This is a genomic window from Sutterella parvirubra YIT 11816 (assembly GCF_000250875.1).
Classification (GTDB): Bacteria; Pseudomonadota; Gammaproteobacteria; order Burkholderiales; family Burkholderiaceae_F; genus Sutterella; species Sutterella parvirubra.
Genome location: NZ_JH604880.1, coordinates 4838 through 19182 on the forward strand (window position 1 = coordinate 4838; position 14345 = coordinate 19182).

The following is a 14345-nucleotide window of genomic DNA, read 5'->3' on the forward strand; positions in this document are numbered from 1 at the left end:
CGGCGTGGACTTCGGCGGGGCGCAGGAAGCTGCCGACGACGTCGGCGCGGTACGGGGGCAGGACGTGAGCCATGGGGGTACTCCTTGATCGTGTTTGCAGATTCGACCATTCTGCGCCCGGCGCGATCCGTTGACCAAGGTCAGGCGGACGCACCCGCGGTAATACCTCAAGGAAGGCGCAGATGACGGGCCTTGCGGCCGCTCGAAGTCCTTCGAAGTGAACGCTCCCCCTCGCCCGGTCAGCCGACCCGCCCGGCGGCGCCGTTCCTTCGTCTTTTTGTCGAAAACGGCTCACGCGCCGGATGATGTGCGGTGTTTCGCCGAGGAAAACCGCCGCGCGCCCGTGCGACAATGTGGGGCCTTACAAAAACGATTCAACCCCTCGGCTCACCCACGCCATGTCTCTCTTTCAGCTGCGCCAGTCGGCGCTTCTACTCATCACCGCCTTCATCTGGGGCTGCTCCTTCGTCGCGCAGTCGGTCGGGATGGACTCGGTCGGCCCCTTCACGTTCACCTCCGGCCGCATGGCCCTGGGCGTGATCGTGCTGCTCCCCCTTATTTTCTGGCGCCGCAGCCGCCTCCCCGCGCCCGAAGCCGCGCGCCGACGCTCGCCCGAGTACAAGAAAAACCTGCTCGTAGGCGGGGGCCTCTGCGGCCTCTGCCTCTTCGGGGGCGAGTCGCTCCAGCAGTTCGGGCTCGTCTTCGGGACTGAAGTCGGCAAAGCCGGCTTCATCACCGCGCTCTACATCGTCCTCGTGCCGCTCCTGGGGCTCTTCGTCGGCCGGCGCACGACGCCTCTCATCTGGGCGGGGGTCGCGACCGCGGTCGTGGGCCTCTGGTACCTCTGCATCCCGCCCGAAGGCTTCACGATCTCCGCCGGGGACTTCTTCATCTTCCTCTGCGCGCTGGTCTTCTCGCTTCACATCCTCGTGATTTCGTTCTTCGTCACGAAGGTCGACGCGGTGGAGCTCTCCGTCACGCAGTTCGCCGTGGGCTCCGTCACCGCCACGATCGCGATGATGCTCTTCGAGCACCCGACGTGGGAGGGCGTCCTCGCGGCCGCCATCCCGATCCTCTGGGCCGGCGTCATGAGCAACGGCATTGCCTACACGCTTCAGATCGTGGGCCAGCGCGGCATGAACGAAACCGTCGCGAGCCTGATTCTGAGTCTGGAGAGCGTGGTGTCCGTTCTCGCCGGTTGGGCGCTTCTGAACGAGATTCTCAACGGCCGAGAACTCTTCGGCTGCGCGCTGATGGCGGTCGCCGTGGTGTTGGCGCAGCTTCCGATGCCCTCGAAGAAGACCGCGAAGAAGGCGAAGAAAACGGCAGGAGCCGTCGCGGAAGCCGAAGGATCCTGATCGGACGGGACGGGACGGGACGAATCAGTCGGGCCCGTCAGACCGGTCCGAAGGGTCGACAGCGAGAGAGCCGCGTGGTCACGCGGCTCTCGTCGTATCTGCGGGTTGAGGTTCCAGTCGCAGATTCAGACGTCCGTTCAGACGTCCAGGGCCTCGATCTCGGGAAGACTCCCGTAGCGGCCCTTCCGGTAGCCGCCGTAGACGGCTTCGGACTTCCTCACCTTCCACTGCATCAAGGGCACCGCGCGCGTCGCCTCGTCGACGTCCTTCGAGCACATCCACACCTGGTCGCGCCGGAGCCGCTTCGGGGTCCCCGGATAGGTTCCCACGGCTTCCAGCACCGAATCCCGATGCACCGCGAGAATCCACTGCGAAGCGTGCGCGGCGTTTTCCTCCCGCTGCCAGAAGGCGATCAGGGCTTCCAAGAGCATCGGGTGGAGGTGGTGTTCGCCGTCGTCGATCAGAACGGTGAGGTCTCCGGCGTTGGCGAGCACGAGGGACGCCAATGCGAGGATTCTCTTCACGCCCGCCGACTCCTTCTCCCAGGGGACGACGGGGCCGCCCGGGCGGTGGCGCACGCCCTCGGGCTCGATTCCCGCCACCATCAGGTCGGCGGTCGCGAGAAAGCGGATCGCGTGGGCTCGGGCCGCGGGGTTCGCAAGCAGAAAGTCGAGCTTCAAGGGCACGCCCTCACGAAGCACGATCAGCCGCTCGTCGAACCAGTCCCAAATCGGGCGGAGCTGCTCCGACCCCAACATCACCGCGGTCGGGAGAAAGAGCGCGTCCGCGCGGGTCGCCTCCTCCCAAGCCTTCCTGCGGCCCTTGAAGTACGGCCCATACTTCACCGCGTAGGCTTCTTCCTCGGGGATGTAGACGCGCTCGAAGTAGACGCGCGGACTCACGCCGTTGTAGGCGACGAGGTACTCCTCTTCGATCCGTTCTTTGCCGCAGAGGAACCCGTACTGCCAGCGCATGCCTTCGAGCTCCAGCGTCACCTCGAAGTAGGTCGGCTCCTTCTGGATCCCCTCGTCGTAGAGGAAAGGATCGTGCCCCTCGTAGGCCGGGGCCTTTTCGGGGGCGGAGGTCATCAGCGCGCTCGTCCTCACGACCCGCTGCATCGCTTCGAAGGCGGCGAGCATGTTCGTTTTGCCGGACGCGTTGGGACCCAAGAGGAACGCCGTTTTGAGAAGCGGCGGCAGGTCCTTTCGGCCCGTGTCGCACGCCGAGAATTCCAGGCCGTCCGGCGCCCGCATGTAGGCCCCCATCGAGAAGACCTGTTCGTCGCGGTAGCTGCGGAAGTTGGCGAAGCGGAATTCAACAAGCATCGGTTGGGTCGTAAGGCGTTGGGTGTTGTGGGGCGGTGCGGACGGGGTGCGTGAATGCATTCGAACGCTTCCCGCCGCGGGCGTCCCACTATTCTAGAGCGCGAGGAGAAAACGCAAGGATGCGGAGAAAGTCCGGACCACGCCCGGCCGACGGAACCTGCCGCTCATTTGCCGTTTTGCCGGGGCCTTCGCTAGAATGCGGTTTCCGCGCTGAAGAAGCGCCTGCGGAGGCGTGGCAGAGCGGTTGAATGCACCGGTCTTGAAAACCGGCGATGGCTAACCCCATTCGTGAGTTCGAATCTCACCGCCTCCGCCAGATGAGCCTGCAAGTCGTTGAACTTGCGGGCTTTTTCTTTATTCTCACCGCCCCCTCAACGGGCGGCCGCTGGGACTGACGCACCGCGCTGATCAAACCCCTCCAAGGGTATCTCCCACAACAGGATTACCCTCGGTTTGGGGTTTTCTGAGACCTGAAACCCGGTACTTCCGGGTACGCTTGAAACTCACCCCAGCGGGGACCGCCGCGGAGATGTTGCGTCAAACGGCGTCCTGCGGAAAACCGCAACGCTCGAACCCTATCGAGCCTCCAAGCCCGGCCACTCGGAGCGAGTGCCGGGCTTGATCTTTTCAGGGAAGAACCTTCGCACGAGAGGCAGCTGCGCCGTATCATCGATTCAGCCCCAACCATCCTCATCATCACCGCCCGCGCCCTGCTCGACGCCTATTGGGACCTCCAAATCCCGATCGAACCTGAAGCCTTCGCCGCCAAGCTTGGGTTGCGGATCGTCGAGACTCCAGCCATGGGCCTGATGTCCTCCTCGCTAGAGCGGGACGACAAGATCATCTGCTTGAACGCCGACGCCTGTCCCGAACACCGACGCTTTGCCGTTGCACGCGAACTTGGGCGTTGGTGTCTCGGCTTCTCCCGAAGGGCGTCCGCATCCGAACTCGAGCGCCTGGCCGTCGACCCCGATGAGGAATGCCGGGCGGACCAGTTCGCCTTGGAACTGCTCATGCCCGGCATCGCCGTGAAGGCCATGATGGAGATCCACCGCGTGAGGGACCCCGTCGCCCATCGGAAAGCCTTCGGCGTCTCCTCTCTGGCGCTCTACGCCCGATTGGACGCGCTCGGGTACTTCCTTTAAAGACCGACATCATCTGAGAAAGCTCGGCTTCCCGCGCAGCGCCGTCCGAATGGTCTCGGCCTCCACATCCGTCAGACCGTAGAGCCGCATGACCTCGGCGTCGAGCGCCCCGTAGAGCGCCTCAACATCCTCACCGCGATCCGCGCTCATGATGCGCTCGACCTCCCGGACGATCTGCTCCTGCACCTCGTCCGGCACCACCGGGATCGGCAGCGCCTCCAAGTGTAAACGGAGCATCTTCACCGAGCGGAAGCGCTTCGCGAGCCAGAAGGCCGCGGCGCTCGAATTCAGGATCGCGAGGACGTACTTCATCCGAAGGCCGGGGATCTCGGGGATGAGGATGTTGGCGCTGTTGAGCGACAACCTCCGCCCGTCGTCGTACGCGAAGACCGGCACCTCCGAAATGAAGCGGTAGAGGAGCTTCTCCTCCGCCCGGTACATCGCCGTGGGCGCGACCTGCTGGAACGCGTCCGGCGTGAAGCGGATGAAGTTCTTCGGCGTCCCGATCCCGAACCTCCGGATGTCGCCTCCCTTGAGGACGGGCTCCATACCGGGAAGCTTCTCCGCCGAGAGATGCGCCTTGTTGTCGCCCGTCACGATCCCGAGAGCGAACTTCGCATGTCCCTTGAGATGCGCGGCATTCTCCATCCGCTCCATGGCGGCGAGGCACCGTGCCTCCTCTTCCGACACGTCCAACGCGAGAACGTCCTCCGGGAAGGTGCGGGGCTCGCCGATGACGAACGCCCTCCCGCCGGTCGACACCCGGCATCCGACGACCGTGGGCACTGCGCTCAGCCTAAGCCCAAGGATCACCGACGGGCACTGCACGCCGGGGAAGGCCTCACCCAAGTAGGCGGCGAACCTGAAGTCGCAGCGCTCCAGCACCAAACGCCGCAGCGCGGCATGGGACGAGACCGTCAGAATCGACTCAGGCAGCACGAAGGCCACGGTCCCTTGGGGAGTCAGCATCGAGAAGGCCTTTTCGACCATCAGCGCGCTCGACTCAGGGCGCGCTCCGCGGGCGGTCCGGAAGCGCCACCGGAGTTCGTCTGCGTACGGCTTCGTGAAGGCCGCGCCCCAAGGCGGATTCCCGAGGACGACGTCAAAGGGCATCAACGGCGCGTCCAGCAGCGAATCGCCCACCGTGAAGTGCGCGCAGAGCTCCTCGGTCGGCGCGTCCTTCTCCATCAGCGCGACGTTGATGCGCGCGAGCCGCACGCTCGTCGCGTCGACGTCCTGCCCGTAGATGAGCTTCCGGTCCACGCCCGCCGTGAGGAGCCCCAGGAGGAAGTTCCCCGACCCGCAGCAGGGGTCGCAGAAGGTCTTCTCCGACAGGTCGCCCTCGGCGTCGCGGAGGTTTTCGATCAACCGACGAACGATTCGCTCCGGCGTGTAGTACGTGCCGGTGCTCTTCCTCAGGCCCAGGTCCCGGAGCGACAGGTAGAGAAAGCCTAGCGCGTCTTCTCCGCGCACCCAGTTGAGCCTGCGGGTGAGCGCGGGAAGGAGCCGCCCGATCCGTGCCTCGTCGGGAACGGTACCGTCGAGAAGATCGACGACGAGCCTCCTGAAACTCTCGTGACCGTCCCCTACGGAGACGTCCGCGATGAAATCCGCCAAAAGGTTGTTCTTCCAAGCGGCGGCGCCCCGGCTCTGGAAGTAGAGCTGCAGGGCGAAGTTCGCGAGAAGCACCTTGAGGTCTTCGTCGTCCCTCACCAGGCCTGAGGCCAAGAGCTCCACGCCCAACGCCCGGTTGTGGGCGTCCGAGATGTAACCGTCAAACAGCTCCCGACCGCGCACGGCCGATTTGTTCCGCCGAGCTTTGAGTTTGGCGCTCTCGTCCGAACTCAGACTCTCGATCAGCCGCTTGACGTAGGCCCGACTGAAGTACCCACCCACGTCGGGCGCGATTCGCCCGGAGCGGATCCAATTCCTCACCGTCGCGCGCGAGACGCCGAGCGCACAGCTCACGTCCTCCGGCAGGAGAAGCAGCGGGAGCTCGTCCGGGACTTGCGGCCACTTTTGAGGGGCGGGGTCGGGGAGCTTGGCGTCCTTGGGAAGGAGCCAGGTGCCGCCTTCCCGCCGGACGCCCGGAATGCGGCCTTCTTCGCAGAACTTTTCAAGCGTGCCGGCTGCGAGGTGGAGTTTGGCGGCCGCGGCGGCGAGCGTGAGGTGCATGATGCTTCTCCAGGGGTCACGAAAGCACTATAGGCCCAAGAAACGGGCGTCTCAACGGCCGGGGCCTCAGCCCTCGACCTTCTCCTCCCGCGCCTTCACCTCCGCCGTGCCGGTCAAGTCCGCCATCAGCGCGTAGACCTCTTCCTTCCGCTCCGCGTCCATCAAATCCAGCCCGAACTTGTGCGTGAAGAAAAACCCCTCCAAAGCCATGATCACCAAAAGCATCCGCGTGCGGCGGCGCTCCGGGAGGCGCAGGATCCGGGCGTAGAGACGGTCGTACCAGGCGCGCACGGGCTTGAGCAACTCCGGCTCGTGCGCCTGTTGGCTCAGAAGCTGCACGCCCACCGACGCCCAGCCTTTGTTGTCCGCGTCGAAACTCCTGAACCATGCGATGAAGCCCGGAACGAGCGTCTCTTCGGGCGACCCCTCGAACATCGCCTCGTGGCGGTGAAATTCGCGCTCCAGATGCTCCGCGTAGTTTTCGATCATGGCGGCTTCCAAAGCGCGCTTCGTCGGGAAGTGGTACATGATCGCCCCCTTGCTCACGCCCGCGCGTTCGGCGACGCGGTCCATGCTGAGGCGCGCGATGCCCTCTTCCAGAAGCAGCTCGCGGGCGGCTTCGAGGAGTTCGGCTTTGGTGCGTTGGGCTTTCTTGATCGTCATCTTGTGTCCCGGGAGAAGACATGTTGCTTCAGGCGACTATTATGCGTAAACGCCCCGGCAGACGCGGGATCTGCGCGGGGCGTTTTTCACCGATCCGTCGCGGAAGGATTACTTCGCGGCTTCGGCGGCGGCCTTGCCGGCGATGCGGCCGAACACGATGATGTCCGTGTAGGCGTTGCCGCCCAGACGGTTCGTGCCGTGCGTGACGCCGGTCACCTCACCCGCGGCCCAGAGGCCCGGGATCACCTTGCCTTCGGCCGTGAGGGCCTCAGCCTTTTCGTTGATGCGCACGCCGCCCATCGTGTGGTGGGTCGAGGGCACCGCCTTGATGACGTAGTACTTGCCCTGGCTCATGTCGACGAGGCCGGAACGATGGTTGAAGTCCTTGTCATTGCCCTTGCCGGCCATGGACGACACGCGGTCGACCGTGCCCTTCAACGATTCGTACGGGATCTTCGTGAAGTCGGCGATGCACTTCAGGTCGTCGCAGGTCGCCATGATGCCCTGCTTCGTGAAGGCTTCATACTCGGTCGTGTGCGTCCCGACGGTGTTCGAGATCGCGCCGATCTTGTCGTTCCAGAGCACCCAGCAGTAGCCGCCGGTCTGCTCAAGGATCGCGTGCGAGAGCACGTCGCGGCGGTCAAGCTCTTCCACGAAGCGCTTCCCTTCCTGGTTGATCATGATCGCGCCGTCGAAACGCGAGTCGGCGATGAGCTCGATCACGCCCGAAATCGGGTCGCAGATCGGGTACGTCTGAATGTAGCCCATGTTCACCAATTCTGCACCAGCGCGTTCTGCCATATAGAGCGCTTCGCCCGTCGTTCCAGGGGCATCCGTGGTTTTGAAGCGTTCGTCAATCGACGGATTGTACTTCTTCACCATCTCGGGATTGGCACCGAAACCGCCCGTGGCGAGCACGACGCCGCCCCTGGCGTTGAAGGTGTATTCGGCGCCGTCCATCGTGGCCTTGACGCCGACCACGCGGCCGTCCTTGTCCTTGATGAGCTCTTCGGCCTTCATGTTGGTGATGACCGGAATGCCGAGCTCATCGGCCTTCGCCTGGAACTTCGTGATGAATTCCGTGCCGGTGTGGCCGACCGGGATGAGGGCGCGCTTGCGGCTGTGACCGCCGAAGAAGAAGAGGTTGTCGTCTTCGAAGCGAACGCCGAGGAAGTCGCGGCACCACTTCGCGGCGTCGAGCGCCTGATGCGTCATCACGTTGATGACCTTCATGTCGCCCTTCTGGTCGCCGCCCTTGTACGTGTCCTGAGCGTGGAGTTCGGGGGAGTCGTCGTTGATGCCGAGCTTGGGCTGCACCCAGTTCTTGGCGACGTTCATTTCGGCGCCCGAAATGAGCGAGTTGCCGCCGACGGCGGGCATCTTTTCAAGGAGGACGACGTTCGCGCCCGCGGTCTTCGCTTCGATCGCCGCGGAGAAGCCCGCGCCGCCCGCACCGATCACGACCACGTCGTAGCTCGATTCCTTCGGGATGGCCTTTTCGACCTTCTTGATCGCGGCCTTGTCGGCCTTCGAAAGCGTGACGCCCGCCTTCTTGGCGGCGTCCTTCACGGCGTCGAGAAGCCCCTTCGACGAGAAGGTCGCGCCCGAAATGACGTCGAGGTCGGCGGAGTTGGTCGCGATCACGGCGTCCTTCAAGTCCGTGTAGACCTTGGCCGCGAGGACCTTGTTTTCCTGCTCCTTGACGATCTTGATGTCCTGGATCCTGCCGTTGTCGAACGTGACCGCGACCGTCACGTCGCCGTGCTTGCCGATGCCGGTGCCTTCCGTCGTGATCGGGGCGGCCGAGAGCGTGGCGGCGAAGAGGCCGCCGATGACCGCCGCGGCGATCTTGGTGCGCATGAACATTTTTGGGGCTCCTTTCTTTGAATGAGCTTTGAGACAGAGAGTCGGGCGCGGCGTTTGGTCCAGCGTCGACGTCCGAATGGAATCGGGTGATTCTAGGAAGAAACCGACTGGTCAGTATGTAGGTACTTTTCCTTAGCGCCCATCCAAAACCACGGTATTGCTTGATCTTTCAAATGATTCCGAAATATTGCGCGTTTTCCCTAGGCTTCATCAACATACCAATCGGTTTGTTTTGAGCCCGATTCGACAGCCCGACCACAAATTCCCCGGCCAACGGGAAACCGGCTGCCCGGCCGCTCCTCAACGCCCTCTTCGTCATCCGCGCCTTCCGTGAAAACCCTTCCTCGCGATCTCCCCGCTTGAATGGTCTCCGCTTCCGTTTTATTCTCGACTTCGAGAATCTCGACATCGAGATATTTTCGTTTTGAGAGAAGGACTGCACGGCGATGGAACCTTTGACTGAAACCACGACCACCACTCCCCCCGACTTCTTCGACGTCCTCGAAGAAGAATGGCGCACCACCTTCCCCGAGCGCGACATCAAGTGCGAACCGCTCATGACCCGCATGACCTGGCTCATTCAGAGGATGGACCGCCTGGTCGACAAGGCGTTCGAGCCCTTCGGGCTCGGTCGCGGCGACGTGGAGGTGATCTGCGCGATCGCGAGAAGTCCCGGTCACAGGCTTCAGCCGAAGGACCTTTTGAACAAGATGGTCGTGTCGTCCGGCGGCCTCACCGCCCGCATCGACAAGCTCGAAAAGCGGGGGGCGCTCCGGCGCCTTCCCGACCCCAACGACCGCCGCGGCTCCATTCTCGAAGCCACGCCCGAGGGGATCGAGCTCGCGGTCGACGTCCACGCGGCGCACGTCGCCGTGGAGGAAGCCTTCATCGCGGCCCTCACCGACGGTGAACGAGAGGCCTTCAACCGGCTCCTTCGCCGGCTCGTCTCGAGCGTGGCCGCCGTGGACGCGCCCAACGGCGGGAAGAACGGGAACTGAGGCTTCCCGCCCGGACCACCGGCCACCGACCAACCTCATTCCGACCACCAGACCAAACATCCAACCCCAAAGCCCACAAAGGAGAACCCCCATGAGTTGGCGTCAGATGATCGAGCTCCAGGAGCTCCTCGACGACCCGGCCGTCACCGGCGAAGCCGCCGCGGCCTATCTCGAACGCGAAGGCGTACCCGATCTCGCCGTCACCCGCGTCGAAGGCGAAAAAGGCGAGGCGGACTTCATCCGCGCCGTCATCCCCGGCACCGATGGGCGTCTTTCGGGCGGCAACGCGCCGACGCTCGGCATCGTCGGGCGGCTGGGCGGCATCGGCGCGCGCCCCGCGCGGATCGGCTTCACGTCGGACGGCGACGGCGCGCTCTCGGCACTCACGATCGCCGCCAAATTGGGCCAGATGCACACCCGCGGGGACCGCCTGAAGGGCGACGTCATCGTCACGACCCAAATCTGCCCGAACGCCCCCACGCGTCCCCACGACCCGGTGCCCTTCATGGATTCGCCTGTGACCTCCGCGCAGGCGAACGAGGCGGAGGTCGACCCCGCCATGGAGGCGATCCTCTCGATCGACACGACCAAGGGCAACCGCATCGTCAACCACCGCGGCATCGCGGTGACGCCGACCGTGAAGGACGGCTGGATCCTGAGAACGTGCGAGCCCGTCCTCTCGATTCTGGAGCAGACGACCGGGAAGCTCCCCGTCGTGCTCCCCCTCACGATGCAGGACATCACGCCCTACGGCAACGACATCTACCACTTGAACTCCATCCTGCAGCCTTCCGTCGCGACGGAAGCACCGGTGATCGGCGTCGCGATCACGGCGGTCTCGCAGGTGGCGGGCTGCGCCACCGGGGCGACGCATCTGGAAGACGTCGACGAAGCCGTCCGCTTCGCGATCGAGGTCGCGAAGGCGTACGGTGCGGGCGCCTGTCCCTTCTACGACCCTCAGGAGTTTGACCGCATCCTCGGCCGCTACGGCCGCATGTCCCATCTGCGCACCATGGGAGAACAGAAATGACCTGGACCATCTGGATGGCGGCCGTCGTCGTGATCCTCACGATCGCCGCTCTGCTGAAGCGTTGGGAGACGAGGCTCGTGCTCTTTACGGCCGGGCTCGTCATGGCGATCCTCTCGGGCGCGCCCAACGTCGCCTTGAAGGCCTTCGTCGCCAACATGACGAACGGCTCCCTCATCACCTCGATCTGCTCCTCGATGGGCTTCGCCGCCGTGATCGCGATCACGCGCTGCGACGTGCATTTCGTGGGGCTCTTGGTGAAGCCCTTGGGAAAGCTCGGGATCTTCCTGCTCCCCTTGTGCATGCTCGTCGCCTCCTGCGTCGCCGTCGCGATTCCGAGCGCGGCGGGCTGTGCGGCCGCGTTGGGCCCGACGATGATTCCGCTCATGGTGCGCGCGGGCTTTCACCCCGCGATCGCCGGCGCGGCGATCATCGGCTCGATCACGCCCTCGACCCTGAGCCCCGGGTCCTCGCACAACGTCTGGATCGCGAAGCTGGCCGAGATGGACGTGGTCGACCTCATCGTCACGTACGCGCCTGAGGTGCTCACGCTTTGCGCGATGAACATCATCCTCGTCACGGCGATGATCTTCGTCTTCCGGGACTACAAGCGCCCGGCGCCGGGGTCTTCCGAACCGGTCTTCTCGGTCGAAGCCGACGCCCGCGGGGAGTTGCCCGAGCACCCGAGCGTGCTGCGCGCCGTCGCGCCGATCCTCCCGGTCGTGCTGCTCCTCTTGGGCGCGACCGTCATCCCGCAGATCCGGATGACCGTCGCCGAAGCGATGATCTACGGCTCGATCTTCACGCTCCTCGTCACGCGCTCGAACCCCGAGACCGTCACGAAGGAATTCTTCGGCGGCATGGGGAAGGGCTACGCCAACATCATGGGCATCATCATCGCGGCGGGCTGCTTCGCAGGCGGCCTCAAAGCCGCGGGCGTCATCGACGCCCTCATCGAGACGCTCAAGCACTCGAACGACATCGCCCGCTACGCCGCGAACTTCGGCCCCTTCATCATGGGTGTGCTGACGGGTTCGGGCGACGCGGCCGGGCACGCCTTCAACCAGGCGGTGACGCCCTATGCGGCCGACTTCGGGATGAGCGTCCCGAGCCTCGGCATGGTGGCGGCGCTCTCGGGCGCGTTCGGGCGCATGTGTTCGCCCATTGCGGGCGCGACCTTGGTCGTGGCCGGCATGACCCGCTTGTCGCCCCTTGAAATCTCGAAGCGCATGGCGCTCCCGATGCTCATCAACCTCGTCCTTCTGGGCTTCGTCTTCGAACTGTGAGGTGCCTTCACATGACCGACATCATCACTCAAATGGTCGCCGACCGGCGGCACCTCCATCAGCACCCCGAAGAAGGTTGGTGCGAATTCCAAACGACGCACTTCGTCGTTGAGCGCCTGAAGGCTCTGGGCTTCGAGGTTCTCCTCGGCACCGACGTCATCCTGCCCGAAGCCGTCATGGGGCGTGATCCCGCGAAGGTCGAAAAGGCGATGGAGGACGCCCGCGCGGCGGGCGTGCCCGAATCGTTCCTCGAAGCCACGGGCGGCTACACCGGTGCGTTGGGCGTCTGGAAGACGGGGCGCCCGGGTCCCGTCACCGCCTTGCGCTTCGACATCGACTGCCTCGCGATCGAGGAGACCTCGGACCCCGCGCACATCCCCAATGCGGAAGGCTTCCGCTCGAAGGTGCCCGGCATGAGCCACGCCTGCGGGCACGACGGCCACACGGCGGTGGGGCTCGGGGCCGCCGCCTGGGTGGCGGCGCACGCGGAGGAACTCACCGGGACCGTGAAGCTCATCTTCCAGCCCGCCGAAGAAGGCGTGCGCGGCGCGGCCGCGATGGCCGCGCGCGGGATCGTCGACGACGTCGACTGGTTCGCGGGCGCGCACATCGGCTGCAGCGCGAAGCTTCACGAAGTGGGCGTCTCGCACCACGGCTACCTCGCGACGACGAAGTTCGACCTCGACATCACGGGCGTGCCCTGCGCGGCGGGGAGCCCCGAAAACGGGAAGAGCGCGCTGATGTGCGGGGCGGCCCTCTGCATGTCGCTCGGGTCCCTGCCCGGACACAGCCAGGGGATCACGCGCGTGCAGATCGGCAAGTTCGTCTCCGGGACGGGGCGCAACATCGTCGCCGAACACACCTCGATGCTTTTGGAAGTCCGGGGCGAGTCGACCGAAATCAACGACTACATGGCGGCGGGCGTCGAGCGCACCGTGGCGGGACTTTGCGCCGCCTACGGATGTACGTACAGCCTTCGCCGCGTCGGCGAAGCCGTCACGTACAAGGGTGACGAAGAGGCCGTGGAATTGGTGAAGGACGCCGCGCGTGCGGTCCCGACCGTGACGTCGGTCGTGGACATGAACGCGAAGGTGGGGTCGGAGGACTGCACGATGTTGATCCGCCGCGTGCAGGCTCACGGCGGCAAGGCCGTCTTCTTCTACTTCGGCTGCGAGCACCACGGGCACCACAAGCCCGACTTCGACATCCAGGACACGGCGTCGCTCCGGGACGGCTGGGGCGTCTTCACGGGGTTCCTCGCGAGGACGAACGGCCGGAAGGCCTGATAACCTGAAGCAGGTTCGACCGCTTGAGGCAGGACTCCCCTAAAGTCCGGCCTCCTTGGGAAGGAAGGCCCATCCGTCGGAGAGACGGGTGGGCCTTCATGTTGCGGACTCCGTACCCTGGGGCCAGCGGAGCAGCGGTTGGCGGAAGGGTCGGCGGCCGACGGCGCGCCGCCCGCTCACCACATCCCGTCTTCGCGCTCCTCGGGATGGTCCCGCAGCCACATCCAGGCGGCGACGCCGCCGCAGTCCTCTTCGGGCGCTTCGCCCTTTTCCGCGATGACGACGGGCGATTCCACGGGCTTGTCGTCGACCGATTCGGGCGTGACCGAATGCACCCACCGGTCGCCGAAGTCGTAGGTGTAGCAAAACTTCTTCCCAAAGGGGACGTCGAAAAGCGTGAGCGACGTCGGAAGCGAGTCGTCATCGAAAAAATCATCTTCAAAAGACGGCTTGATGCGCCAGCCTACACTCACGTACTTCGTCGGATGGAAACACCAAAGATGGTCTCCAGACCAGCCGAAGGCATCTTGAATCGCGTAGTGCAGGTCCAAAAACGTGATGTCGTTCGGAACGACGATGCGACGCCAGCAAGGCGGATTCTTGATGCCTTCGAGTTTGACTTTGACGGTGATCGCCATGCGGTGCTCCTGCGGATGAAGACCGGGAAGCCGAAGCGCCCCGGCCGGTTGAACGGTTTGCCTTGATTATGGGGACGGACCTCCCGCCGATACAAGGCAACGTCCTTCCGCCCGCACCAGCGAAGCCCTACCACTCGTCCGAAAAGACCGAACCGTCGAAACCGCCCGAGTCTTCCCAGCCGGTCGACTCCAACGTGTCAAACGCGTAGGCATCCTGCGTGAACGGGTTGTCGCTCCAATCCAAATCCGGCCAAGGATCATCCGGGTCATCCGGCTCAGTCGTCAAGTCCGTCCCGCTCATCGCGCTCATTCCGCCCATCCCCGCCATCGCGCTCATCGGGTGCATGCCGTCCGTCGGGTTCCACGGATCGGGGTCGTCCCAGCGGAAGACGTCCTCATCCTCGGACCCGGAGGCGGAAAAGTCGTCCTCACGCGGCCCCGAGAACCCGAAGAAGTTTCCCGGATCCGGCACGCCGGCACCGAAGACCTGCTCCTCTTCCCAGGCGTTCCCGAAGACGGGATTGCCGACCTCCTCCGTCGGGATGAAATCGCCCGAAGCGTCCGGGAACGCGGGGAAG

The 14345-nt window shown here is 64.7% G+C and carries 12 protein-coding genes and 1 tRNA gene; 7 read left to right on the forward strand and 6 right to left on the reverse strand.

Annotated features, from left to right (window positions below):
• The first annotated feature begins 398 nt into the window (after positions 1 to 398).
• Complete coding sequence (locus tag HMPREF9440_RS01930; RefSeq protein ID WP_008540962.1) at positions 399 to 1358, forward strand: DMT family transporter; 960 nt, start codon at positions 399 to 401, stop codon at positions 1356 to 1358.
• A gap of 137 nt (positions 1359 to 1495) precedes the next feature.
• Here HMPREF9440_RS01930 and HMPREF9440_RS01935 read toward each other — a convergent pair whose 3' ends face one another.
• Complete coding sequence (locus HMPREF9440_RS01935; protein WP_008540963.1) at positions 1496 to 2683, reverse strand: AAA family ATPase; 1188 nt, start codon at positions 2681 to 2683, stop codon at positions 1496 to 1498.
• 226 nt (positions 2684 to 2909) lie between these two features.
• Here HMPREF9440_RS01935 and HMPREF9440_RS01940 point away from each other — a divergent pair.
• Both HMPREF9440_RS01940 and HMPREF9440_RS01945 read left to right on the forward strand, forming a co-directional pair.
• A tRNA-Ser gene (locus HMPREF9440_RS01940) sits at positions 2910 to 2999 on the forward strand.
• Positions 3000 to 3459: 460 nt separating this feature from the next.
• Positions 3460 to 3828 (forward strand): ImmA/IrrE family metallo-endopeptidase, encoded by a 369-nt coding sequence (locus HMPREF9440_RS01945; protein ID WP_262361539.1) that lies wholly within the window; start codon positions 3460 to 3462, stop codon positions 3826 to 3828.
• Positions 3829 to 3837: 9 nt separating this feature from the next.
• Here HMPREF9440_RS01945 and HMPREF9440_RS01950 read toward each other — a convergent pair whose 3' ends face one another.
• The 3 genes from HMPREF9440_RS01950 to HMPREF9440_RS01960 all read right to left on the reverse strand — a co-directional run bounded on the left by HMPREF9440_RS01950 (position 3838) and on the right by HMPREF9440_RS01960 (position 8532).
• The gene (locus tag HMPREF9440_RS01950) at positions 3838 to 6003 is read right to left on the reverse strand and encodes a TaqI-like C-terminal specificity domain-containing protein (RefSeq protein ID WP_008540965.1); all 2166 of its coding nucleotides are present in this window, start codon (positions 6001 to 6003) and stop codon (positions 3838 to 3840) included.
• A 66-nt stretch (positions 6004 to 6069) separates the two neighbouring features.
• Positions 6070 to 6666: a TetR/AcrR family transcriptional regulator gene (locus tag HMPREF9440_RS01955; RefSeq protein ID WP_008540966.1), complete on the reverse strand. Its 597-nt coding sequence runs from the start codon at positions 6664 to 6666 to the stop codon at positions 6070 to 6072.
• 108 nt (positions 6667 to 6774) lie between these two features.
• Entirely contained in the window at positions 6775 to 8532 is a 1758-nt protein-coding gene (locus tag HMPREF9440_RS01960; protein ID WP_008540967.1) for a flavocytochrome c, read from the reverse strand.
• A 446-nt stretch (positions 8533 to 8978) separates the two neighbouring features.
• Here HMPREF9440_RS01960 and HMPREF9440_RS01965 point away from each other — a divergent pair, with 446 nt between their 5' ends.
• The 4 genes from HMPREF9440_RS01965 (at position 8979) to HMPREF9440_RS01980 (ending at position 13129) form a co-directional block, all read left to right on the forward strand.
• Entirely contained in the window at positions 8979 to 9530 is a 552-nt protein-coding gene (locus tag HMPREF9440_RS01965) for a MarR family winged helix-turn-helix transcriptional regulator (protein WP_008540971.1), read from the forward strand.
• Between the two features lie 91 nt (positions 9531 to 9621).
• The gene (locus HMPREF9440_RS01970) at positions 9622 to 10560 is read left to right on the forward strand and encodes a DUF1177 domain-containing protein (protein WP_040763222.1); all 939 of its coding nucleotides are present in this window, start codon (positions 9622 to 9624) and stop codon (positions 10558 to 10560) included.
• Positions 10557 to 11843, forward strand: coding sequence for a C4-dicarboxylate transporter DcuC (gene dcuC, locus HMPREF9440_RS01975; RefSeq protein ID WP_008540973.1), 1287 nt, complete (start codon positions 10557 to 10559; stop codon positions 11841 to 11843). Before HMPREF9440_RS01970 ends, dcuC begins: the two co-directional genes overlap by 4 nt.
• Positions 11844 to 11854: 11 nt before the next feature.
• Positions 11855 to 13129, forward strand: a complete 1275-nt coding sequence (locus tag HMPREF9440_RS01980; RefSeq protein ID WP_008540974.1) for an amidohydrolase — start codon at positions 11855 to 11857, stop codon at positions 13127 to 13129.
• 176 nt (positions 13130 to 13305) lie between these two features.
• Here the strand turns inward: HMPREF9440_RS01980 and HMPREF9440_RS01985 are convergent, their stop codons facing one another.
• Both HMPREF9440_RS01985 and HMPREF9440_RS01990 read right to left on the reverse strand, forming a co-directional pair.
• A complete protein-coding gene (locus HMPREF9440_RS01985; protein ID WP_008540975.1) occupies positions 13306 to 13767 on the reverse strand; it encodes a plasmid pRiA4b ORF-3 family protein in 462 nt (153 codons plus the stop codon).
• 127 nt (positions 13768 to 13894) lie between these two features.
• On the reverse strand, positions 13895 to 14345 hold a 451-nt coding region (locus tag HMPREF9440_RS01990), incomplete at its 5' end, for a hypothetical protein (protein WP_040763223.1).